Below are 19,646 nucleotides of genomic sequence, written 5' to 3' on the forward strand. Positions count from 1 at the left end.
GAAATGGCCATTCTGTCAAGACCGAATTCGTTGCCCCGCAATGGGTTTGTGAGGCTCTGACCTGCGCAAATGCTTTCGCGTTGGCTTTCGTGACCTCGGCGTGTCGTGATATTCTGAGGGTCGCGAAAGGGGAAAACAGCAGATGGTTTTCAAGGTCGGCGAGACGGTCGTGTACCCCCACCACGGGGCTGCACTGATCGAAGAAATCAACACCCGCACGATCAAGGGCGAGGAGAAGATCTACCTCAAGCTCAAGGTGGCCCAGGGCGACCTGACGATCGAGGTTCCCGCAGACAACTGCGAGGACATCGGCGTCCGGGACGTCGTCGGACAGGAGGGCCTCGACAAGGTCTTCTCCGTTCTGCGCGCACCCCACACCGAGGAGCCGACCAACTGGTCGCGCCGCTACAAGGCCAACCTCGAGAAGCTCGCCTCCGGCGACGTGATCAAGGTGGCCGAGGTCGTCCGCGACCTGTGGCGCCGGGACAAGGACCGCGGTCTGTCCGCCGGCGAGAAGCGCATGCTGGCCAAGGCCCGTCAGATCCTCGTCTCCGAGCTCGCGCTCGCTGAGAAGACCAACGAGGACAAGGCCGAGGCCATCCTCGACGAGGTGCTCGCCTCCTGAGCGTTGCCGTCGTCCTCGTTGCAGGAGGGCAGGGCACACGGCTCGGCGCAGCCGAGCCCAAGGCGTTCGTCAGCCTTGCGGGTATGCCGTTGCTCGAGCACGCGCTCCAGCGCGCCCTCGGTGCGACGGAGGTGTCACACGTGGTCGTCGTCGCGCCCGTCTCCCACCTCAGGGAGGCGGGCGCGATCGCGTCCCGCAGCGTGCGCCCCGGTGACGTCGACGTCGTGGCCGGTGGCGTCGAGCGCACCGACTCGGTGGCAGCCGGACTTGCTGCCCTGCGACCTGGCGCCAGGATCGTCCTGGTGCACGACGCCGCCAGAGCCCTCGCGCCGTCGACCCTCTACTCCCGGCTCGTCCGCGAGGTGCAGGGCGGGCACCCGGCCGTGATCCCCGGCATACCGGTCTCGGACACGATCAAGGTCGTCGATGCCTCCGGTCAGGTGACGGGCACCCCGGAGCGCGCGTCGCTGCGGGCGATCCAGACGCCGCAGGCCTTCCTGCGAGAGGTCCTGGAGCGTGCCCATGCAGCTGGCGCACAGGCCACGGACGACGCCGCCCTCGTCGAGCGAGTCGGCGGCCACGTCCTGGTGGTCGACGGGGACCCGTTGGCCTTCAAGGTCACCACGCCCGACGACCTGGCCCAGGCCGAGCGCCACCTCGCCTGACGACCCCGGGACGCTGGTGACCGGGTGACCGAGTGACCGACTGACCCGCGGGCGACCCCGTGAGGCGCTGCGACGAGCCTCGGCCTAGCGGGTCAGGGCCGCGACGACCTCGTCCCACGTGGTGACCGGCCCATCGGGGGCGGGCGCGTGGAGGGTGCTGATCCAGCCGTCGACCAGCCGGCCGCGCTCGACCAGCAGGTCCGGCACGAAGGTCGGCACCGGGAAGCCGGCGCGCCACACTGCCTTCGCGCTGCCCCAGTTGCCGTCGTGCGCCTCCCAGCGGACCGTCTGCCAGCCGAGCACGTCGAAGGCGTAGCGCACGACCACGCGCACGGTGTCCGACATGACCCCGCGGCCACGGAAGTCCTGGTGCGTCGCATAGCCCACGGACCCAGCCCCGACGTCGACCGGCATGACGCGCAGGTCGATCGACCCGGCATACCTGCCCTCCACCTCGATGGCCCACGAGATCTGCTCGGCGGAGGGGGCGGTGAACTCGGTGACGTACTCGATCGCCATCTGCCGGGTGTAGCCCAGCGGGACGGTGGTGAACCGCTGCGCCAGCGGGTCGACGGCGCGCTCGAGCACGCTGTCCGCGTCGTCGATGCCGTGCGGTCGCAGGGTCACCAGGTCGCCGGTGAGGACGGGGATCGGCAGTGGCTCGCTCATACGGCGCAACGCTAACCGCCCGGTGGGGGAGGGCTCACCTGGATATCGGCGGTCCGGGTGGTTGGATGGCAGGCATGGGGACCACCGGTGTGCCACGGACTGGCGTGGGCGTCGACGTGCACGCGTTCGCCCCCGAGGGGTCGGACCGCGAGCTGCGGGTGGCTGGGCTGGGCTGGCCGGGTGAGCGCGGGCTCGACGGGCACTCCGACGCCGACGTCGCCTGCCACGCGGCGTGCGACGCGTTGTTCTCGGCCGCCGGGATCGGTGACCTCGGGGTGCACTTCGGAACCGACCGCCCCGAGCTCGCCGGGGCCTCCGGTCTCACCCTGCTCGCCGAGGCAGCCCGTCTCGTGCGCGACGCGGGCTTCGAGATCGGCAACGTCGCCGTCCAGGTCATCGGCAACCGCCCCAAGATCGGCGCCCGCCGTGCGGAGGCGCAGGACGTCATGTCGACTGCCATCGACGCGCCAGTGTCCCTGAGCGGCACCACCACGGACGGGCTCGGCCTGACCGGGCGGGGCGACGGCATCGCGGCCATCGCCACGGCGCTCGTCGTCCCCACCACCTGACGTACCTCGCGACCCAGCGCCCGACCCCACCGCCTCACCTGGCCCCGTCCACACCGCAGTCTCTCGACCGAGGAGTTCGCAGCATGCCGCAGACCGTCAAGGGAGTCATCGCCCGCAGCAAGGGAGCCGACGTCGAGCTGGTCGACATCGTCGTGCCCGACCCGGGCCCAGGCGAGGCAGTCGTCCAGGTCCAGTCCTGCGGGGTGTGCCACACCGACCTGCACTACCGCGAGGGCGGGATCAACGACGAGTTCCCCTTCCTGCTGGGTCACGAGGCCGCCGGCGTCGTGGAGGCCGTCGGCGAGGGCGTGACCGATGTCGCCCCCGGGGACTTCGTCATCCTCAACTGGCGGGCGGTCTGCGGGCAGTGTCGTGCGTGCGCGAAGGGCAAGCCCTGGTACTGCTTCAGCACGCACAACGCCACCCAGAGGATGACCCTGACGGACGGCACCGAGCTGAGGCCCGCGCTGGGGATCGGGGCCTTCGTCGAGAAGACGCTGGTGGCCGCCGGCCAGTGCACCAAGGTCGACGCCGAGGCCGATGCGGCAGCCGTGGGCCTGCTCGGGTGCGGGGTCATGGCCGGCTTCGGCGCGGCGGTCAACACCGGTGGTGTGGGCCGCGGTGACTCCGTCGCCGTCATCGGCTGCGGCGGTGTCGGCAACGCCGCCATCGCGGGTGCCGTGGTGGCCGGCGCGACCACGATCGTCGCCGTCGACGTCGACGACCGGAAGCTCGAGACGGCCCGGTCGTTCGGGGCCACCCACACCGTCAACGGCAGGAGCGAGGACGTCGTCGAGCGGATCCGCGAGCTGACCGGCGGCTTCGGCGCGGACGTGGTCGTCGAGGCCGTCGGTCGCCCCGAGACCTACGAGCAGGCGTTCTACGCGCGCGACCTCGCCGGCACCGTGGTCCTCGTCGGTGTCCCCACCCCCGACCTGCAGCTCACCCTGCCCATGATGGAGGTCTTCGGGCGCGGCGGCGCGCTCAAGTCCAGCTGGTACGGCGACTGCCTGCCGAGCCGCGACTTCCCGATGCTCGTCGACCTCTACCGGCAGGGCCGCTTCGACCTCGACGCCTTCGTGTCCGAGCGGATCGGGCTGGCCGACGTCGAGGCTGCCTTCGCCAAGATGGAACGCGGCGAGGTCCTGCGTTCGGTGGTGGTGCTGTGATGGCGGAGCACGACCACGACCCCGGTATGCCGTCCATCGCACGGTCCGCGGGCGGGGTGCGGGTCGACCGGGTGGTCACCTCCGGCACCTTCGAGCTCGACGGCGGCAGCTGGGACGTCGACAACAACGTGTGGGTCGTCGGCGACGACCGTGAGTGCGTCGTGATCGACGCGTCCCACGACGCCGAGGCCATCATGGCGGGGGTGGGCGGTCGCACCGTGACCGCCGTCATCTCGACCCACGGGCACAACGACCACGTCAACGCCGTCGGCAACGTTCGCGCCGCCACGGGCGCACCGGCATACCTCCACCCCGAGGACCGGATGCTCTGGGACGTCGTGGTCGACGCGGCCCCCGACCACGACCTGGCCCACGGCCAGGTCCTCACCGTGGGGGACGTCGAGCTCCACGTGGTGCACACACCCGGCCACAGCCCCGGCGCCTGCTGCCTCTATGCCCCCGCGCTGGACGTCGTCTTCACCGGCGACACGCTGTTCAACGGTGGTCCGGGTGCCACCGGCCGGTCCTGGAGCGACTTCCCGACGATCATCGACTCGATCCGCGACCGCCTCCTCACCCTGCCGGACGAGACCGTGGTGCTCACCGGTCACGGCGACGCCACGGTCATCGGCGCTGAGGCACCGCACCTGCGCGAGTGGGTCGACCGCGGCCACTGAGCCCGGCCCGCCGTCGACGGTTCGGGCTGACCGCCCTGCGCAGGTAGCCTTGCGCGCGTGAGTCTTCGCCTGTACGACACCGCCGCGCGTGAGCTGCGCGACTTCACCCCCCTCGCGCCGGGCCGGGTGGGCATCTACATCTGCGGACTCACCACCCAGGCAGCCCCGCACATCGGTCACGTCCGGTTCGCGGTGGCGTTCGACGTGCTGCGCCGCTGGCTGGTCGGCCGTTACGGCTACGACGTGTCACTGGTGCGCAACGTCACGGACATCGACGACAAGATCCTCGCCAAGGCGGCCGATGCGGGTGAGCCGTGGTTCGCGCTCTCCTACCGCAACGAGGTCGCCACCGCTGCTGCCCTCGACAGCCTCGGCGTGCTGCCCCCGACCTACGAGCCGCGCGCCACCGGTCACATCCCCGAGATGGTCACCCTCATGGAGACCCTCGTCGACAAGGGACACGCCTACGCCGCGACCGACGACAGCGGTGACGTCTACTTCGACGTCCAGAGCTACCCCGCCTACGGCTCGCTGACCCACCAGCGCATCGACGACATGGAGGCGGCCCAGGACGCCGACCCGCGGGGCAAGCGCGACCCCCGCGACTTCGCCCTGTGGAAGGGGCGCAAGCCGCACGAGCCGGCCAGCGCCTCGTGGCCCACGCCGTTCGGTGAGGGTCGGCCGGGGTGGCACCTCGAGTGCTCCGCGATGGCGCGCAAGTACCTCGGGGACTCGTTCGACATCCACGGCGGCGGCGTCGACCTGCGGTTCCCGCACCACGAGAACGAGCAGGCGCAGTCGCAGGCGGCGGGTCTCGGCTTCGCGACGTACTGGCTGCACAACGCGTGGGTGACCGTCAGCGGCGAGAAGATGAGCAAGTCGCTGGGCAACTCGCTCCTGGTCGGCGAGGTCACCAAGATCGCCCGCCCCCTGGCGCTGCGCTACTACCTCACGGCCGCGCACTACCGCTCGACCATCGAGTACCACGAGGGGTCGCTGCAGGAGGCCGAGGCCACCGTCGCCCGCATCGAGGGCTTCCTCACCCGCGCCCTCCGGGCGCTGCCCGACGGCACGTCCACGACCCCCGACCCGGCCCACGTCCCCGAGGCGTATGCCGCGGCGATGGACGACGACCTCAACGTCTCGGGGGCGCTGGCGGTGGTCCACGACACCGTGCGTGCCGGCAACACGGCCCTCGACGACGGCGACTCCGAGGGACTCGCGACGGCCTTCTCGGCGGTCGTGGCCATGACTGACCTCCTGGGGGTCAACCCCCTCGACCCGCACTGGGACGGCGGGCCGGACGCGGGCGCCGGCGACGCCGCCGAGGCGCTGGACGCCCTCGTCCGGGTGCAGCTGGACGCCCGCGCCGCCGCGCGGGCGGCACGGGACTTCACGACCGCGGACGCGATCCGCGACCAACTCGGTGCCGCAGGCATCGTCATCGAAGACACGGCGTCGGGAGCGAACTGGTCGCTCGCCCGCCGCGAGAGCTGAGAGGCATCTGATGGCAGGCAACTCCCAGCGTCGCGGGGCAGTCCGCAAGGGCGCGTCGAAGAAGGGCCCGCAGGTCGGCTCGGGCGGCCAGCGCCGTCGCAGCCTCGAGGGCAAGGGGCCGACCCCGAAGGCCGAGGACCGGCCCAAGCACAAGGCCAACCGCATGGCTGCCGCGGCCGAGAAGCGCTCTGGCGGTTCCAGGCCGGGCTCTCGTCCCAGCGCCGGTCGCGGTGCCTCCCGCCGTGGCAAGGCGTCCAGCGAGATCGTCGCGGGTCGCAACTCGGTCGTCGAGGCGCTGCGCGCCGACGTCCCGGTCACCACGATGTACGTCGCGGGCCGGATCGACTCCGACGACCGGGTCCGCGAGGCCCTCAAGATCGCGACCGAGCGGGGCCTGGCGATCCTCGAGACCCCGCGTGGTGAGCTGGACCGCCTCACCGACGGTGCCGTCCACCAGGGCCTGGCCCTCCAGGTGCCCCCCTACGAGTACGCCCACCCCAGCGACCTCGTCGACCCCCAGGCGCCCGGCATCCCGCTCGTGGTGGCCCTCGACGGGATCACCGACCCGCGCAACCTCGGGGCCATCGTGCGTTCGGTGGCCGCGTTCGGTGGCCACGGGGTCGTCGTGCCGGAGCGTCGTTCGGTCGGCATGACCGCCTCGGCGTGGAAGACCTCGGCCGGGGCTGCCACGCGGGTCCCGGTGGCGAGGGCGGCCAACCTCACGCGGGCTCTCGAGGAGTACCGCAAGGCGGGGTTCTTCATCCTGGGTCTCGACATGGAGGGTGACGTCTCGCTGACCGACCTCACCCTCGCGACCGAGCCGATCGTCATCGTCACGGGGTCCGAGGGCAAGGGGCTGTCGCGGTTGGTGCGCGAGACCTGCGACCAGATCGTGTCGATCCCGATGTCGTCGGCTGTCGAGTCGCTCAATGCCGGTGTGGCCACGGGTGTGGCGTTGTACGAAGTCGCACGACGTCGCGCGCTCTGAGCCCCAAACGGGGACGAATCCGGTAGGTTCTGCACCGTCGCGCCCAAGGGGGAGCGTCGCCCACACTTTCCGAAGGGATCCACCGCATGTCTGACTACGGCAACCCGCCTCCTCCGCCGCCGCCCGCGCCGGGCTACAACGCCCCGGCCGTCGGTGGGACCCCGCCGCCCAACTACCTGGTCCTGGCGATCGTCAGCCTCCTGTGCTGCTGGCCGATCGGTATCCCGGCCGTGGTCTTCGCCGCTCGCGTGAACGGCAAGTACGCCCAGGGTGACGTCGCCGGCGCCAACGACGACTCGGCCAAGGCCAAGAAGTTCGCGATCATCGCCCTCGTGCTCGGCATCGTCGGCTCGATCCTCTACGGCATCCTCATCGCCGCAGGTGTCCTCAGCTCGGACAGCGCCACTGGCATGTGATGACCCTCATCGCTCCACGTGCGGCGCCCTCGACCCAGCCGGGTCGGGGGCGCCGCATGCTGTTCCCCTCGCTCGTGGCAGCGGGGTGTGCCGTCGCTGGTGGGGTGGTCTTCGCGGTGGACCCCGAGACGCCGGGGCACTACCCGACCTGCCCGTTCCTCGCCCTCACGGGCTGGTACTGCCCCGGTTGTGGCACCACGCGTGCCCTGCACGCGTTGCTGCACGGTGATGCAGGCCTTGCGCTGCAACGCAATCCGCTCACGGTGGCTGCCCTCGTGGTCCTGGCAGCGGCGTTCGCCCTCTGGTCGCGCCGGCTCTGGCGCGGCGCACCTCGCACCTGGGTCGCCCCGCCCTGGGTGCTGTACGGCCTGCTCGGTGTCATCCTGGCGTTCTGGGCGCTGCGCAACATGCCGGGCTGGACCTGGCTGTCGCCCGCCTGACCCGAGCCTGCGGCCCCTCGTGGGCGCGCGCGGCTACCTCGTGGGCGCCCGCACCACGACGGTGCTCATCACCATGTCGGCGAAGGTCTGTCGCTTGGCGTCCCACAGCGGCCAGAGGTAGCCGATGTAGGCGATCCCGTCGAGGAAGTGGGCCAGCTCGCGGACGAAGCACATGCCCGGACCCATCGGCTGGCCCGTGCGCTCCTCGACGAGCTTGATGCCCATGGCCTTCTTGCCGATGCTCTGCCCGGTGCGGCCCATCCTGAACACGCGGTTCCAGACCTGGATGCCGATCATCAGCAGCACGCCGACCCCGACGAGCGCGACCCCCGCGACGACCATGCCCGTGTTGGTCTCGTCGGGGGACGACCCGCCCGACACCTCGTAGGACGACGTGTCGGGCGACCCCGCGATGATGAGCACGAACCCGACGACGTACGGCACCATGCCGATGAGCTGCAGCAGGCTGTCGATGAGCATGGCCCCGACTCGGGTCCCCCAGCTGGCGAGCGGTCCCCATGGCCCGTCCGCCGCGTGGGCCGGCGGACCGGCATAAGGGTGGCCCTGGCCCTGGCCCTGGCCCTGGCCTTGGGCGGGCGGCTGGGCGGGGCTACCCGGGGCCGGCGGCTGCCACTGCTGTCCGTGCTGGTCGTACGGTGGTTGGTCGGTCATCGTGAGGGTCCCCCCAGGTCGCTCGGTCGTCGCCGGTCACCCTAGCGGGCAGGTGCGCCGACCGGGCGCCGTCGGCGCACCCCGTCCCTCAGCGGTCGTCGAACATCGCCACGACTGGCATCTCGACCGTGTCGACGCCCACCACCGTCGCCTCGTCCGGCTTGCTCGGCAGGACGGTGGACACGTAGTCGCGGATCGCGTCCTCGATGGGCATGTCGTGACCGGCGCGCTCGGAGAGGTACCAGCGGTGCTCGAGGACCTCGTGGAACAGCTCGGCCGGCTCGAGCTTGCCGGCGAGCTCGCGGGGGACGGCGCGCGTGATGGGCTCGTAGATCCTGGACAGCCAGTCGTGCGCGACGAGCTCCTCGTCGTCGTTCTGCCGGTCGGTGCCCGCCCGGAAGGCGTCGAGGTCGTTGAGCAGGCGGCGAGCCTGGTTCTCCTCGACGTCGAGCCCGGTGAGGCGCAGCAGCCGCCGTGAGTGGTGACCCGCGTCGACGACCTTGGGCTGGATCTGGATCGTCGTGCCGTCGAAGTCGGTCGAGATGGACAGCTCGTCGACGTCGAAGCCGAGCTCGTTGAGGCGCCGGATCCGCTCGTCGACGCGCCAGCGGTCGCCTCCCTCGAACCGCTCGAGACCGGTGAGCTCGCCCCACAGCTCCGTGTAGCGCGTGACGATCCGGTTGGAGGTGTCCACGGGGTCCACCCCGGCCTCGAGGAAGCCACCGGCCTCGAGGTCCATCAGCTCCCCGGCGATGTTGACCCGCGCGATGTCGAGGTCGTGCTCGCGTTGGCCGTCGGTGAGCTTCTGGTGCAGCTCGCCGGTCTCGGCGTCGACGAGGTATGCCGCGAACGCACCGGCGTCACGCCGGAAGAGGGTGTTGGACAGCGAGACGTCACCCCACCAGAAGCCGACGAGGTGGAGGCGCACGAGCAGGACTGCCAGGGCGTCGATCAGCCGCGTCGAGGTGTCAGGCCGCAGCGACTGGCTGAACAGGGCGCGGTAGGGGAGCGAGAACTGCAGGTGCCGCGTGATGAGGCACGCGTCCAGCTCGGTGCCGTCGCGTCCCACCCGGCCGCTCACCACCCCGAAGGGCTCCACGCAGGGGAGGTCGAAGCGGTTGAGCATCCGGAGCATCTGGTACTCGCGGGCAGCGATGTCGGCCTTGATCTCCTTGACCGCGAGGACCCGGCCGGACAGCTTGACGAACCGCACGACGTGCCGCGAGATGCCTCGGGGCAGAGCCGCGAGGACCTCCTCCGGCCAGGTCTCCAGTGGCAGCTCCCACGGCAGGTCGAGCATGGCCGGGTCGGGGCGGGCTGCGGTGATCTGGAGGGCCACCCGCCCATGCTCCCAGTGTCTACCGCGGGACGCGACCCACGGTGAAAACCAACTGCCCGAACGGTGGCCGGAATCGGCGTCTCGACGGCCCGGGCGACGGATTCCGGTCCTGACACGCGAGCGGCCGGCACCCCGCGAAGGGGTGCCGGCCACCCGGCATACGAACTGCGGCGGTCAGTCAGCCAGGCGCAGGCCGGTCTGCTCGTCGAACAGGTGAACGTGACCCTGCTTGGGGGCGAGGTGGACGGTCTCACCCTTCTTCGGGGGGCGCCGGCCGTCGACGCGGGCGATGAACGGCTTCTCCGGCGCGTCGGAGTCCTCGTCGGCCTCCATGTGCTGGTGGACCTTCGCGGTGCCGTAGATGTAGGCGTCCGCGCCGAGCTCCTCGACGACGTCGACCACGACGGGGATGCCGCCGCCCTCGGTGGTCAGCTCGAGGTCCTCGGGCCGGACGCCCAGGGTGATGGACTTGCCGTGTGCGGCCGCGAGCACGTCACGGTCGACCGGCATGACACTGCCCGCGACCTTGATCCCGCCATCGGCCACGTCGACGTCGAGCAGGTTCATGGCAGGCGAGCCGATGAACCCGGCGACGAACACGTTGTCGGGGTGGTCGTACATCCGGCGCGGGGTGTCGCACTGCATGAGCAGGCCGTCCTTGAGCACCGCGACGCGGTCGCCCATCGTCATGGCCTCGACCTGGTCGTGGGTGACGTAGACGGTCGTGACCCCGAGGCGGCGCTGCAGCGACGCGATCTGGGTGCGCGTCTGCACGCGGAGCTTGGCATCGAGGTTCGACAGCGGCTCGTCCATGAGGAACACCTGGGGGGAGCGCACGATCGCGCGACCCATGGCGACGCGCTGGCGCTGGCCACCGGAGAGGGCCTTCGGCTTGCGCTCGAGGTACTGCTCGAGGTCGAGGATCTTGGCTGCCTCCTCGACGCGCTTGCGGATCTCGCCCTTGTCGACGCCCGCGATCTTGAGCGCGAAGCCCATGTTGTCGGCGACGGTCATGTGGGGGTAGAGCGCGTAGTTCTGGAAGACCATGGCGACGTCGCGGTCCTTGGGGGACAGGTTGGTGACGTCGCGGTCACCGATCCAGATCTTGCCCGCGTTGACCTCTTCGAGGCCTGCGAGCATGCGCAGGGAGGTGGACTTGCCACACCCGGAGGGGCCGACCAGGACGAGGAACTCGCCGTCCTCGATGTCGATGTTGAGCTTGTTGACAGAGGGCTTGTCGTTGCCGGGGTAGAGGCGGGTGGCCTCGTCGAACTTCACGGTTGCCATGGGCGTCTTTGCCTTTCCTTCACCGGCAGGAACGTGCCGGACGATCCGTTGTAAAGGTGGAGCACCTGTGGACGTCGGTGTCCTCAGGTGAGGTCAGTCTCGCCCACCCGGGCCGTTTGCGCCACTGCCGTGTCGAGGCGTGGAAGCACGGGGTGGAGCACGGTGGAAACGTTTACAGGCCCTCGGGTGCCGCGAGGCGACTGAAAGTTCTTGCAATTTCTTGCTAGGTTCGCGGGTGTGAAGGCGAGACTGGCTGACATCGCGGCGCACGCCGACGTCAGCGAGGCGACCGTGAGCCGGGTCCTCAACGACAAGCCCGGGGTCGCGGAGTCGACCCGCGAGGCGGTGCTCACCTCGCTCGACGTGCTCGGCTACGACCGGCCCAGCCGGCTGCGCCGCCGGTCAGCCGCCCTCGTCGGGCTCATCGTCCCCGAGCTGACCAACCCGATCTTCCCCGCCTTCGCGCAGGTCATCGAGACCTCCCTCGCCCGACACCAGTTCACCCCGGTGCTGTGCACGCAGACCCCCGGCGGCGTGCACGAGGACGACTACGTCCAGATGCTGCTGGACCGCGGCGTCGCCGGCATCATCTACGTCTCGGGCCAGCACGCCGACACGACGACCGACGCCGACCGCTATGTCCGGCTCCGGGAGCGCGGACTGCCGATCGTCCTCGTCAACGGTTACCTCGAGGGCATCGACGCCCCGTTCATCTCCAACGACGACGTCGCCTCGATGGAGCTGTCGCTCACCCACCTCGTGCAGCTCGGCCACACCCAGATCGGCCTGGCCATCGGTCCCGACCGGTTCATCCCCGTGATCCGCAAGCTGCGGGGCTTCCGCGAGTCGATGCAGCGGCTGCTCGGCCGCGACGACGTCGAGTCGCTGATCGAGCGCACGCTGTTCTCGGTCGAGGGCGGCGACACCGCAGGCGCCCGGCTGATCGACAAGGGCTGCACCGCGGTGGTCTGTGGCTCGGACCTGATGGCGCTCGGGGCGATCCGGGCAGCTCGGCGGGCAGGGCTGCGGGTCCCCGACGACTTCTCGGTGGTCGGTTATGACGACTCGCCGCTCATCGCCTTCACGGACCCGCCGCTGACCACCGTGCGCCAGAGCGTGGCAGCCATGTCGGAGGCCGCAGTCAACGCGTTGCTCGACGAGATCGCCGGCGAGCCGGCGCCGCGGGCCGAGTTCGTGTTCCGGCCCGAGCTCGTGGTGCGTGGCTCGACCGGAGCGGTCCGACACCGCTGAGCTTTCCTACCCTCTGCTAGCAGGACTTGGCGAAATGTGGACGGGTTGCAACCTGTCCGGATTTCGCTAATCCCTGCTAGCAGAGGTTGGCGAAATCAGCGCTGGCTGCGCCGCTCGACCAGCAGCGTCAGGGCAGCCGCGACGTCCTCGGGGGAGTCCACCCGGTAGCGGGCCGCCGTCTCGCCGGTGCCGACCTTGACCGTCAGGTCGCGCTCATCCAGCCGCTCGAACGCGTGCTCGTCGGTCACGTCGTCCCCGAAGTACGCGACCGCCGTGGCCCCCACCTCGTCGCGCAGCGCCACGAGGGCGGTGCCCTTGTCGGCCGGCACCACGCTGACCTCGACGACGTGCTTCCCGTGCAGGACGTGCAGGCCGGTATGCCGGGTGGTCACCTCGAGCGCGGCCTCCTCGGCGGCCCCGGCAGCGGAGATGTCGCTCATCCGCCGGGTGTGCAGGACCACCGCCGTCGGCTTGTGCTCCAGCCCCGCACCGGGGTGGGCAGGCAGCAGGGACTCGAGGTCTCGGACCACGGCCTCCAGCGCCGATCGCTGGTCGTGGTCGAGGGCCGTCGTCGCCGTGGCGCTCGTCTGGGCGCCGTGGCTGCCGATGCGGGTGACCGGTGACCCCTCGAGCCCGGTGAGCTCCGTCAGCGTCTCGAGGTCACGACCGGACACCACGGCCGCGTGGGTGCCGGGCATGGCGGCCAAGGACTCGAGCGCCTCGATGGTGCCGGGCAGGGCGCGGGACGACATCGGATCGAGCACCAGGGGGGCCAGGACGCCGTCGAAGTCGGTGGCCACCAGGATGCGCGGCTGGTCGGCGAGCTCGGCCAGGGCGCTGGTCAGCAGTGCGGAGAGCCCTGGCATCAGGCCGGGTCCTTGCCCTTCCCCGCGTGGTGCCGCTCGCGCGCCCGCCGGTCGGCGGTGGCGAGCTCGTCGTCGGCGTTCTGCTCCCGTGACGTCCGTTGGGGCCGGTCGGGTGCGACGGCGAGGGCCTCGAGGAACCGGGACGCCCAGCGCTGCACGTCGTGGTCCGCGACCCGGCGCCGCATGGCCCGCATCAGCCGGCGCTTGTCCTTGTCGGGCGTCTCGATGGCCCGCATGATCGTCTGCTTGAGGCCCTCGATGTCGTGCGGGTTGCAGACGAAGGCCTGGTGCAGCTCGTGGAAGGCTCCTGTGAACTCGGACAGCACCAGCGCGCCGCCCTCGTCGGAGCGACAGGTGACGTACTCCTTGGCCACGAGGTTCATGCCGTCGCGCAGGGGCGTCACGAGCAGCACGTCGGCAGCGAGGAACAGTGCTGCCATCTCCTGACGGGGATAGGAGTGGTGGAGGTACTGGACGGCCGGAGCCCCGATGCGGGAGTGCTCGCCGTTGAGCCGGCCGACCTCTCCCTCGATCTCGTGACGCAGGTCGCGGTACGCGGCGACGCGCTCCCGGCTCGGCGTCGCGACCTGKACGAAGATCTCTCGCGGGGGTGACACGCGGTCCTCGTTCAACAGCTCGCCGTACGCCTTGATGCGGTGACCGATGCCCTTGGTGTAGTCGAGCCGGTCCACGCCGAGCAGCAGGGTGTGGGGGTTGCCGAGGGACTCGCGGATCTCGATCGCCCGCTGCTTGGTCTCGGGCAGGTTGGCCAGCGCCTCGAGGCCGGCGAAGTCGATCGAGATCGGCACCGCGCTGGCGCGCACGCGCCGGGCGTCGTCTCCACGGGAGACCGAGACCGTGTCTCCCTTGGTCGGGAGCCCGAGCAGCTGCCGACACGCGCGGATGAAGTTCTGGGCGTCCGCGACCCGCTGGAACCCGAGGTAGTCCGCGCCGAGCAGCCCCTCGAGCACAGCCCGGCGCCACGGCAGCTGGGCGAACAGCTCGACCGGCGGGAACGGGATGTGGTTGAACCAGCCGATCCGCACGTCCGGACGCAGCTCGCGCACCATCGCCGGCACCAGCTGTAGCTGGTAGTCGTGCACCCAGACCGTGGCGCCCCTGGCGGCGACGTCACAGATCGCCTCGGCGAACCGCCGGTTCACCGCCTGGTATGCCGTGAACCACTGCCGGTGGAACGTCGCCGGGACGATGACGTCGTGGTAGATCGGCCAGAGGGTGTCGTTGCTGAAGCCCTCGTAGTACTGGGCGACCTCGTCCTCCGAGAGCGCCACCGGGCTCAGGTACATCCCGTCGTCGCTGACGAAGGGCTCGGGGGCGTCCCCGGGCTCTCCCGCCCAGCCGACCCAGGCCCCGTCGCGCCCGCGCATGACGGACTCCATCGCCGTGACCAGGCCACCCGGGCTGGTGCGCCAGCTGGCCTCGCCGTCGGGGCCCACGACGCGGTCGACGGGAAGCCGGTTGGCGGCGATGACGAGGTCGAAGGTCGGTGGTCGGCGGGTGGGCGAGGACGTGGAACTGCGCGGCACTGTCGATCATCTCCAGAGGTGGCTGCACCGTCCACCCTAGGGCGCTTCCCCTAGCGTCGGCCCGCGGGCCGGTCTAACGTCTGAGCATGAGGATCTCGGATGTGGTGCGGCGCAAGGGCGACCTGGTGGTGACGGTGCGGCCGGACGAGACCGTGGAGCGGCTGCTCGCGCTGCTCGAGGAGCACAGGATCGGTGCCCTCGTCGTGAGTGAGGACGGCGAGACCGTGGTGGGGATCGTGAGCGAGCGCGACGTCGTGCGTCACCTCCACAAGGACGGGGCGGCGGTGCTCCTGGCGCCGATCTCGCAGATCATGACCGCCGACGTGCGCACCTGTGACCTCGACGTCCCGATCGAGGAGCTCGCCCGCACCATGACCGACGCGCGGATCCGCCACGTGCCCGTGGTGGTCGACGGCAAGCTGCGGGCCATCGTCAGCATCGGTGACATCGTCAAGCACCGGATCGACGAGCTGCAGTCCGAGCGGGACCAGCTCGTGGGCTACATCCAGCAGTAACCCTCCCGGATTCCCCCAGCCGTCTCGCTTACCGTAGGGGCATGACCACGGAGGCGATCGAAGGCAGCGACGGTCACGCCGTCCTGCCCGGCGCGCCGCGTCCGGAGACCCGGATCGGCCCCTACCGGCTCATCCAGCAGCTCGGTGAGGGCGGTATGGGAGTGGTCCACCTGGCCCTCGACCCGCACGGACGCGCGGTGGCCCTCAAGCTGCTGCGGCCGCACGTGGCCCACGACCGCGACGCACGCATCCGACTGGGCCGCGAGGTCGATGTGCTCGGGCGCATCAAGGACCCCCGGGTGGCTGCGGTCATCGACGCCGACCTCGACGGCGACCGCCCCTACCTGGTCACCCGCTACGTCCCGGGCCCGGCCCTCGACGACGTGGTCCGCGAGCACGGCGCCCTGGGGGGCGACCAGCTGCTCCGCCTCGGTCGTGGGCTGGCCGAGGCCCTGCACGCGATCCACGCGGCCGACGTGATCCACCGCGACCTCAAGCCCGGCAACGTCCTCATGCTCGACGACGACCCGGTCCTCATCGACTTTGGGATCGCCCATGTCGCCGACGACGTGCGGATCACCATGACGGGACTCGTCATGGGCACCCCCGGCTACCTGTCGCCCGAGGTGGTCGAGGGGGCGCCGGTCACCGAGGCCACGGACTGGTGGGGCTGGGCCGCGACCTTGGCGTTCGCGGCGAGCGGGGCCCCGCCCTTCGGTCGCGGACCCATGGACCTCGTCCTCAACCGCGTCAGCCGCGGCGAGGCCGACCTGGCCTCGGTCGACCCGAGGCTCGCCCCCCTGCTGTATGCCGCGCTGTCACCCGAGCCCCGTCAGCGGCCCGACGCCGACGAGGTGGTCGAGGCGCTGGAGCGCTACGCCACCGGGCGCCCGGTGACCGCGGCGCTGGCCCTGCCCACCCGTCATACCCAGCCGCTCGCGCAGCCGAGCACGCGCGAGTGGGACCGTCCCGCGGTGGTCCCCCAGGTCGAGCGGCCCCCGCTCGGACCCGTCGCGCTCCCGCCCGACACCGGCGAGCTCGTGCCGTGGGACGAGGACTACCAGCCCGAGGGCGACGAGGTCTCCGACTGGCAGGCCGCGTGGCAGGGCGGCCCCGGTGAACCCGACCCGCGGATCGGGCGGCCGACGCGCACAGGCACCCTCGTGGCCCTGCTGGTCGTGCTCGTCGCTGCCGTCGCGACCTTCCCGGTGGTCGCGGTGACGCTGGCCATCGTCCTGTCGTGGGCGGCGCGGACCGCCGACCGCTCGGTGACCTCGCTCGTGCTGCGCCGCTACAACAAGGGCCGTCGGCGCAGCGACGTGCCGTTCGCGGTCGCCGCGAGCCCCTGGCACCTGGTCATCGGCGCGCTCGCCACCGTCGTCAGCGCCCTGCTGCCGGCGGTCGTGGGCATCTGCGCGGTGTTCAGTTCCGCGCTGGCCACCGTGGCGGTCACGGGTGGGTCTCCCGAACCCAACTCGGCTCCCCACCTCGCGGTCGGCGGGCTGGTAGCCGCCCTCATGGCGTGGTGGGGGCCCGGGGGCTCCGGCCTGCGCCGAGGCACCCGGAGCCTGGTGCGCGGTGTCGTGCCCGGTGCGCGCGCCTCCCAGATCGCGGTCGGGCTCCTCCTGCTGCTGGCTCTCGCCCTCGCGGGCCTGGCCCTCCAGGAAGCCGGCTCCCCGGACTGGTGGCCCACCCAGGCACCGAGCGCGGTGCTCCCCGGGCTCGGCTGATGGCCGAAGGCACCCCAGACCCGAGCCCGCGCCCCGACCCGGGCCCGCCGCACCGGCCACGCCGCCCCGTCCTGCGCAGCAGCCGCATCTGGCGCGGCGAAGAGCTCACCGAGACGATGCCGATGCTGGAGTCGCTGAGGCACTCGCCCTATCGCAACGTGAAGATCCGGCAGGCGGCGGCGGAGGAGCGCGAGGCGCGGGCGGCCCTCGACCTGGCCCTGCGGGTCGGCGAGCTGATGCTGCGGTGCGGGGCGGGGGCGCCGCAGGTCGAGTCGTCGGTCATCGCGGTCGCCGCGGCCGGTGGGCTCGACAACCTCGAGGTCGACATCACCTTGCAGTCACTGCTCATCCAGTGCACGACGACCTCCGGCCTCCCGATCACCATGCTGCGCGTCGTGCGCTCGGCCAGCCGTGACTTCGCCCGGCTGACCGCGGTGCACGAGTTCGTCGAGAGCCTCGTCAGCGAGGGCTACGACCGCGAGGCCGCATCGGCCCGGCTGCGCGAGATCCGCCGCGCCCCACGCTTCTGGCCGCGGTGGGCGGTCCGTGGCTCGCTGGGTGTGCTGGCCGCCGCCATCGCGACGATGCTGGGTGCCGGTGCGGTCGCCGCGCTCGTGTCGGGGTTGTCGGCGCTGTTCGTCGGGTATGCCGCCCGGTCCCTGGGGCGGCGCGGGCTGCCGGACTTCTACCAGTGCGCCATCGGTGGGTTCTTCGCCACCGTCTGCGCCTGGGGTGCGTTCAGCCTGGGCGCGCAGGGCTGGCTGCCGGTCTCGTCGTCGGACTTCGCGTTCATCGTCGCCGGCGGCATCACGGTGCTGCTGCCCGGACGCACGGTCGCCTCGGCGTTCGAGGATGCCATCTCCGGCTACTCCGTCACCGGAGCGGGCCGGATGTTCGCCGTCTTCCTCACGACCGCGGGCATCATCCTCGGCGTCGCCACGGGCCTGTCCCTCACGCTGTCCCTCACGGAGATGTTCGACCTCGACGTCGCGTCGCCGTCCATCGTGGCCACCCGGGCCTTGAGCGCACCCGTGCTCCTCGCGGTGGTGGGCGCGTTCCTCGTCGGCCTGGCGGGGGCGGTCGGGCTTCGCAGCATGCGCCGGCTCGTCCTGCCGGCCGGTCTGCTGTGCGCCGCCAGCGTGGGCGTCTCGCTGGCCGTGGCGCGGATCGACGGGCTGGGTCCGCTGGCCGCTGCGGGCTGCGCCGCGATCGTGCTCGGGTTCGCCGGGCGGCTGGTCGCGCTGCGGCTCGGGGCCCCGCCCATGGTGCTCGTCGTGCCCGCGTCGTACGGCCTGCTCCCCGGTCTGGCGATCTTCCGGGGCCTGTACGAGATGGTCAACGGCTCCTCCGAGGGCGCGGGGACGTTGTCGCTCCAGGGTGGCATCACCACCCTCTTGGGGGCGATGGCCGTGCTGCTCGCGATCGCGGCCGGCAGCGTGCTCGGTGAGTTCCTGGCGGCGCCCTTCGACCGCAGTGCGGTGCAGAAGCGTCGCGCTCGGCGTCGCTGACCCGGACCGCCCCCGCTCGGGCGCCCGGCCGCCCGGCCGCCCGCCTGTCGGGCCCGGTCGTGGCGTCGCGATGTCGACCCCTACCGCCCAGTTCTGACCGAAGGGACTACGACATCCGGCGAACTGGTTGTCCGATCCCGCCCACGGGCCTACGGTGGTTGACCGATGCCGCCGGCATCCCACAAGTGAACACGGCACACCCAATGCACACCCGCAGCGCCGAGCCTCGTCAGGCGGGTGACCAGCCGGAACGGTTCCGGGCAGACGAGGACGGGGGACCCAACGCGGCCGCAACGCGGCCTTGGGGTGAAGCCGGTCCGCCGGCCGGGCACCTGACAGCCCGAACCCGACAGCTCACCTCGCAGGCGCACGTCAGGAGAGGACCCCTTCCCCATGTTCTACGCGCCGAAGCACTCTGCCCGGAAGCCCAACCCCGTCAAGCGTCGTGTCACCGGAGTCGCCGTGGCCGGTGTCGCGACCGTCGCGGGCGGCCTGGCGACCGCCTCCTCGGCCAACGCGGCCGGCACCGTCTGGGACCGGGTCGCGGCCTGCGAGTCGGGCGGCAATTGGTCCATCAACACCGGCAACGGCTTCTACGGCGGGCTGCAGTTCAGCCGGTCCACCTGGAGCGGCTTCGGTGGCGGCGCCTACGCCGCGTACGCCCACCAGGCCAGCAAGTCGGAGCAGATCGCGGTCGCCCAGAAGGTCCTCAAGGTGCAAGGCCCCGGTGCGTGGCCGACCTGCGGGGCCCGCGCCGGCCTGACGCGCGCGAACGGAGGGGCGTCGTCCGCGACTGCGACCGCGTCCGCGGTCCGCAGCACCCCGGTCGCCTCCCGCTCCTCGGCGCGCACCGCCCCCGCCGGCCGGCTGGTCGTCGACGGCATCCGTGGCCCGAAGACCAACGCGGCCATCGAGCGCTGGGTCGGTGGGTCGGTCAACGGGAGCCTGTCGCGCACCGACGTGAAGGCGTTGCAGCGCAAGGTCGGATCGGCACCGGACGGTGTCATCGGCCCCAAGACCATCCGCGCCCTCCAGACCAAGATCGGCGCTCGCCACAATGGGTCGCGCACCCTCGACCGCGCCACGGTCCGGACGCTCCAGAGCTACCTGAACGCTCGCTGACGACGTCCTCCGTGCGGCCTCCCACCCCGGCGGGTGGGAGGCCGCAGCCATGAGCGGGGTATGCCGTCTGGCGCAGGGTTCTCGCCCGTCACCA

Annotated in this window: 20 protein-coding genes and 1 riboswitch; of the genes, 14 read left to right on the top strand and 6 right to left on the bottom strand. The window is 71.4% G+C overall.

What is annotated here, in order from left to right; genetic code table 11:
* The first annotated feature begins 142 nt into the window (after window positions 1-142).
* Both AC1DV7_RS01035 and ispD read left to right on the top strand, forming a co-directional pair.
* On the top strand, window positions 143-625 hold the full coding sequence (locus AC1DV7_RS01035) for a CarD family transcriptional regulator (RefSeq protein ID WP_477593696.1): 483 nt from the start codon (window positions 143-145) through the stop codon (window positions 623-625).
* A complete protein-coding gene (gene ispD / locus AC1DV7_RS01040; RefSeq protein WP_477593848.1) occupies window positions 622-1,290 on the top strand; it encodes a 2-C-methyl-D-erythritol 4-phosphate cytidylyltransferase in 669 nt (222 codons plus the stop codon). The genes AC1DV7_RS01035 and ispD overlap by 4 nt, the downstream gene beginning before the upstream one ends.
* 84 nt (window positions 1,291-1,374) lie before the next feature.
* Here the strand turns inward: ispD and AC1DV7_RS01045 are convergent, their stop codons facing one another.
* A complete protein-coding gene (locus tag AC1DV7_RS01045; RefSeq protein WP_477593698.1) occupies window positions 1,375-1,959 on the bottom strand; it encodes a GNAT family N-acetyltransferase in 585 nt (194 codons plus the stop codon).
* A 74-nt stretch (window positions 1,960-2,033) separates the two neighbouring features.
* Between AC1DV7_RS01045 and ispF the strand changes: the two genes are divergently transcribed.
* From ispF to AC1DV7_RS01080, 7 genes are all read left to right on the top strand, one after another.
* Window positions 2,034-2,528: a 2-C-methyl-D-erythritol 2,4-cyclodiphosphate synthase gene (gene ispF, locus AC1DV7_RS01050; protein WP_477593700.1), complete on the top strand. Its 495-nt coding sequence runs from the start codon at window positions 2,034-2,036 to the stop codon at window positions 2,526-2,528.
* Window positions 2,529-2,611: 83 nt separating this feature from the next.
* A complete protein-coding gene (locus AC1DV7_RS01055; RefSeq protein WP_477593704.1) occupies window positions 2,612-3,697 on the top strand; it encodes an S-(hydroxymethyl)mycothiol dehydrogenase in 1,086 nt (361 codons plus the stop codon).
* Window positions 3,697-4,374 (top strand): MBL fold metallo-hydrolase, encoded by a 678-nt coding sequence (locus AC1DV7_RS01060; RefSeq protein WP_477593706.1) that lies wholly within the window; start codon window positions 3,697-3,699, stop codon window positions 4,372-4,374. Before AC1DV7_RS01055 ends, AC1DV7_RS01060 begins: the two co-directional genes overlap by 1 nt.
* A 57-nt stretch (window positions 4,375-4,431) precedes the next feature.
* A complete protein-coding gene (gene cysS / locus AC1DV7_RS01065) occupies window positions 4,432-5,871 on the top strand; it encodes a cysteine--tRNA ligase (RefSeq protein ID WP_477593708.1) in 1,440 nt (479 codons plus the stop codon).
* A 10-nt stretch (window positions 5,872-5,881) separates the two neighbouring features.
* Window positions 5,882-6,859, top strand: coding sequence for a 23S rRNA (guanosine(2251)-2'-O)-methyltransferase RlmB (gene rlmB, locus AC1DV7_RS01070; protein ID WP_477593710.1), 978 nt, complete (start codon window positions 5,882-5,884; stop codon window positions 6,857-6,859).
* Between the two features lie 86 nt (window positions 6,860-6,945).
* A complete protein-coding gene (locus AC1DV7_RS01075) occupies window positions 6,946-7,275 on the top strand; it encodes a CD225/dispanin family protein (protein WP_477593712.1) in 330 nt (109 codons plus the stop codon).
* A gap of 56 nt (window positions 7,276-7,331) precedes the next feature.
* Window positions 7,332-7,715, top strand: coding sequence for a DUF2752 domain-containing protein (locus AC1DV7_RS01080; protein WP_477593714.1), 384 nt, complete (start codon window positions 7,332-7,334; stop codon window positions 7,713-7,715).
* Between the two features lie 33 nt (window positions 7,716-7,748).
* On the opposite strand, the gene AC1DV7_RS01085 is transcribed toward AC1DV7_RS01080, so the two are convergent.
* The 3 genes from AC1DV7_RS01085 to AC1DV7_RS01095 all read right to left on the bottom strand — a co-directional run bounded on the left by AC1DV7_RS01085 (window position 7,749) and on the right by AC1DV7_RS01095 (window position 11,013).
* On the bottom strand, window positions 7,749-8,387 hold the full coding sequence (locus AC1DV7_RS01085; RefSeq protein WP_477593716.1) for an RDD family protein: 639 nt from the start codon (window positions 8,385-8,387) through the stop codon (window positions 7,749-7,751).
* A gap of 88 nt (window positions 8,388-8,475) precedes the next feature.
* Window positions 8,476-9,726 carry a DUF4032 domain-containing protein gene (locus AC1DV7_RS01090; protein ID WP_477593717.1) on the bottom strand — a complete coding sequence of 417 codons (1,251 nt, stop codon included), beginning with the start codon at window positions 9,724-9,726 and terminating at the stop codon, window positions 8,476-8,478.
* A 174-nt stretch (window positions 9,727-9,900) separates the two neighbouring features.
* Complete coding sequence (locus AC1DV7_RS01095) at window positions 9,901-11,013, bottom strand: ABC transporter ATP-binding protein (RefSeq protein ID WP_477593719.1); 1,113 nt, start codon at window positions 11,011-11,013, stop codon at window positions 9,901-9,903.
* A 237-nt stretch (window positions 11,014-11,250) separates the two neighbouring features.
* Between AC1DV7_RS01095 and AC1DV7_RS01100 the strand changes: the two genes are divergently transcribed.
* Window positions 11,251-12,264 (top strand): LacI family DNA-binding transcriptional regulator, encoded by a 1,014-nt coding sequence (locus AC1DV7_RS01100; RefSeq protein ID WP_477593721.1) that lies wholly within the window; start codon window positions 11,251-11,253, stop codon window positions 12,262-12,264.
* Between the two features lie 95 nt (window positions 12,265-12,359).
* Here AC1DV7_RS01100 and otsB read toward each other — a convergent pair whose 3' ends face one another.
* The gene (gene otsB / locus AC1DV7_RS01105; RefSeq protein ID WP_477593723.1) at window positions 12,360-13,130 is read right to left on the bottom strand and encodes a trehalose-phosphatase; all 771 of its coding nucleotides are present in this window, start codon (window positions 13,128-13,130) and stop codon (window positions 12,360-12,362) included.
* Complete coding sequence (locus tag AC1DV7_RS01110; protein WP_477593725.1) at window positions 13,130-14,677, bottom strand: alpha,alpha-trehalose-phosphate synthase (UDP-forming); 1,548 nt, start codon at window positions 14,675-14,677, stop codon at window positions 13,130-13,132. Before AC1DV7_RS01110 ends, otsB begins: the two co-directional genes overlap by 1 nt.
* Window positions 14,678-14,763: 86 nt before the next feature.
* Between AC1DV7_RS01110 and AC1DV7_RS01115 the strand changes: the two genes are divergently transcribed.
* From AC1DV7_RS01115 to AC1DV7_RS01130, 4 genes are all read left to right on the top strand, one after another.
* Window positions 14,764-15,192: a CBS domain-containing protein gene (locus AC1DV7_RS01115; RefSeq protein WP_477593727.1), complete on the top strand. Its 429-nt coding sequence runs from the start codon at window positions 14,764-14,766 to the stop codon at window positions 15,190-15,192.
* 41 nt (window positions 15,193-15,233) lie between these two features.
* Window positions 15,234-16,922 (top strand): serine/threonine-protein kinase, encoded by a 1,689-nt coding sequence (locus tag AC1DV7_RS01120; RefSeq protein WP_477593729.1) that lies wholly within the window; start codon window positions 15,234-15,236, stop codon window positions 16,920-16,922.
* Window positions 16,922-18,430, top strand: coding sequence for a threonine/serine exporter family protein (locus AC1DV7_RS01125; protein ID WP_477593731.1), 1,509 nt, complete (start codon window positions 16,922-16,924; stop codon window positions 18,428-18,430). The genes AC1DV7_RS01120 and AC1DV7_RS01125 overlap by 1 nt, the downstream gene beginning before the upstream one ends.
* A 271-nt stretch (window positions 18,431-18,701) precedes the next feature.
* Window positions 18,702-18,792, top strand: a riboswitch (cyclic di-AMP (ydaO/yuaA leader).
* Between the two features lie 31 nt (window positions 18,793-18,823).
* Window positions 18,824-19,552 (top strand): transglycosylase family protein, encoded by a 729-nt coding sequence (locus tag AC1DV7_RS01130; RefSeq protein ID WP_477593733.1) that lies wholly within the window; start codon window positions 18,824-18,826, stop codon window positions 19,550-19,552.
* The last annotated feature ends 94 nt before the right edge of the window (window positions 19,553-19,646 follow it).

Source organism: Pedococcus sp. P2_E4 (assembly GCF_056403935.1).

What these genes read in the sequence shown, in the direction of transcription:
- AC1DV7_RS01075 (WP_477593712.1), top strand. Translation starts at nt 6,946, where the DNA reads ATGTCTGACTACGGCAACCCGCCTCCTCCGCCGCCGCCCGCGCCGGGC.
- AC1DV7_RS01055 (WP_477593704.1), top strand. Translation starts at nt 2,612, where the DNA reads ATGCCGCAGACCGTCAAGGGAGTCATCGCCCGCAGCAAGGGAGCCGAC.
- AC1DV7_RS01035 (WP_477593696.1), top strand. Translation starts at nt 143, where the DNA reads ATGGTTTTCAAGGTCGGCGAGACGGTCGTGTACCCCCACCACGGGGCT.
- rlmB (WP_477593710.1), top strand. Translation starts at nt 5,882, where the DNA reads ATGGCAGGCAACTCCCAGCGTCGCGGGGCAGTCCGCAAGGGCGCGTCG.
- AC1DV7_RS01115 (WP_477593727.1), top strand. Translation starts at nt 14,764, where the DNA reads ATGAGGATCTCGGATGTGGTGCGGCGCAAGGGCGACCTGGTGGTGACG.
- AC1DV7_RS01120 (WP_477593729.1), top strand. Translation starts at nt 15,234, where the DNA reads ATGACCACGGAGGCGATCGAAGGCAGCGACGGTCACGCCGTCCTGCCC.
- AC1DV7_RS01080 (WP_477593714.1), top strand. Translation starts at nt 7,332, where the DNA reads ATGCTGTTCCCCTCGCTCGTGGCAGCGGGGTGTGCCGTCGCTGGTGGG.
- AC1DV7_RS01060 (WP_477593706.1), top strand. Translation starts at nt 3,697, where the DNA reads ATGGCGGAGCACGACCACGACCCCGGTATGCCGTCCATCGCACGGTCC.
- AC1DV7_RS01095 (WP_477593719.1), bottom strand. Translation starts at nt 11,013, where the DNA reads ATGGCAACCGTGAAGTTCGACGAGGCCACCCGCCTCTACCCCGGCAAC.
- AC1DV7_RS01085 (WP_477593716.1), bottom strand. Translation starts at nt 8,387, where the DNA reads ATGACCGACCAACCACCGTACGACCAGCACGGACAGCAGTGGCAGCCG.
- otsB (WP_477593723.1), bottom strand. Translation starts at nt 13,130, where the DNA reads ATGCCAGGGCTCTCCGCACTGCTGACCAGCGCCCTGGCCGAGCTCGCC.
- ispF (WP_477593700.1), top strand. Translation starts at nt 2,034, where the DNA reads ATGGGGACCACCGGTGTGCCACGGACTGGCGTGGGCGTCGACGTGCAC.
- AC1DV7_RS01125 (WP_477593731.1), top strand. Translation starts at nt 16,922, where the DNA reads ATGGCCGAAGGCACCCCAGACCCGAGCCCGCGCCCCGACCCGGGCCCG.
- AC1DV7_RS01045 (WP_477593698.1), bottom strand. Translation starts at nt 1,959, where the DNA reads ATGAGCGAGCCACTGCCGATCCCCGTCCTCACCGGCGACCTGGTGACC.
- AC1DV7_RS01130 (WP_477593733.1), top strand. Translation starts at nt 18,824, where the DNA reads ATGTTCTACGCGCCGAAGCACTCTGCCCGGAAGCCCAACCCCGTCAAG.